The following is a 1509-nucleotide window of genomic DNA, read 5'->3' on the forward strand; positions in this document are numbered from 1 at the left end:
GGTTCAGTATAAATTCTTGTGTAAATAGAAATTAGATAACAAAAAAAGAAGGGTTGTCCCTTACAATGTTAATAACGACAAAAACATGGGGAGCCCTTCTTACTATGAATTATACAGAACTGTCAGTTACTACTCAAGATGTTATGCCTAACAAAGGTGTCTTATCCTTTAATTCTGGTCTTACCGACTTTATTCAAGTTGGCGAGCCAATTCAAAATGAAGGTGGATTAACCTTTGTAGGAAAGCTAGATGAGCGTGGTGATACCTTCTGTCCTAATTGCTCAAGAAAACTAGTTAAAAATGGGTCTTTAGAATCTACCCTTAAGCACGTCGCTATTGGTGGAGTACACACCAATATCAGAGTGTCCTATGCACGTTTTCGTTGTCTTAACATTGATTGCCAATTCAACACTAGAAGCCAGTCTATCCCTTTTAAAGCTGATGGTTATCGCATCACCAAACCTTTAAAAGAATACACTGAGAAACTGTTAAGCTATGGCCTTACTCTAAAGGCAGTGGCTTGGCTTACTGGCTTGGACAAGATGACTGTAAAGTCAATTCACAAGTCTCTTCTACTGTCTAAATTTACAACTGATGGCAAGACACTCATAAAACCTGAAAGGCAGGCAAAATACTTAGCCATTGATGAGTTTAAGCTCCACGATGGCCATAAGTACGCCACCGCAATCATAGACTGGGAAACAGGGTATATTCTCTACTTAGCCCATGGCAAGAAGAAAGCCGTTGTTTTCGAGTTTATGGATCATGTTGGCGATGAGTGGATGTCAAAAGTTGAGGCGGTGGCTTGCGACATGAATTCAGACTTCGAAGAAGCTTTTAAAGGGCGCTATCCCAAGCTAGACATCGTCTATGATCGCTTCCACATTATCAAGAATTTCAACGATAAAGTGGTTTCTGAGATCAGAAAGGATGAACAAAGACGGCTGGCTGAAGAAGGCTCTCCAGAGGCTGCTAAGTTGCTTAAGAACTCACGTTACATCTTGATGTCTAAGAGGTCCACATTAGTTCAGAAGGACGAGGATGCCCGTCAAGGCAAGCTAGTGTCTACTGCTGGTGAAATATTCAATACACCAGAAATAAAGGCTTATGGCGGTAATGAAGCATGGTATGACGAGCTGTTGGAAGAAAACAAGCTCTTCTTCACAATAGACCTCGTCAAAGACTTGCTAGACCAGGCATACAACTCACATGACGAGGTGGAAATGTGCGTTAGACTTGAAGAGATCATAGACATCTGCAAGGCAACTGAGAATAGCCACTTTATTTGGTTTGCGCGTCTCTTAAATAACCATTTGAGAGGGATCTACACGTTCGCCAAATACGGGATATCAACTGGCAAACTTGAGGGTATCAACAATAAGATCAAGACTGAGAGACGTAAGGGTTATGGGTATCCAGATGATGAATACTTCTTTCTGCGATTAATGGAAATATCCCGAAAGGCATCCTAAATCTCACAGCCGTTTACACAAGTTTTTATACTGAACC

General features: G+C 41.2%; 1 protein-coding gene. It reads left to right on the forward strand.

The annotated features are described in order from the left end of the window. The first annotated feature begins 104 nt into the window (after positions 1–104). Complete coding sequence (locus CP368_RS09905; protein WP_087363766.1) at positions 105–1472, forward strand: ISL3 family transposase; 1368 nt, start codon at positions 105–107, stop codon at positions 1470–1472. The last annotated feature ends 37 nt before the right edge of the window (positions 1473–1509 follow it).

The organism is Lactobacillus sp. UMNPBX17 (assembly GCF_002553735.1).
Taxonomy (GTDB): domain Bacteria; phylum Bacillota; class Bacilli; order Lactobacillales; family Lactobacillaceae; genus Lactobacillus; species Lactobacillus gallinarum.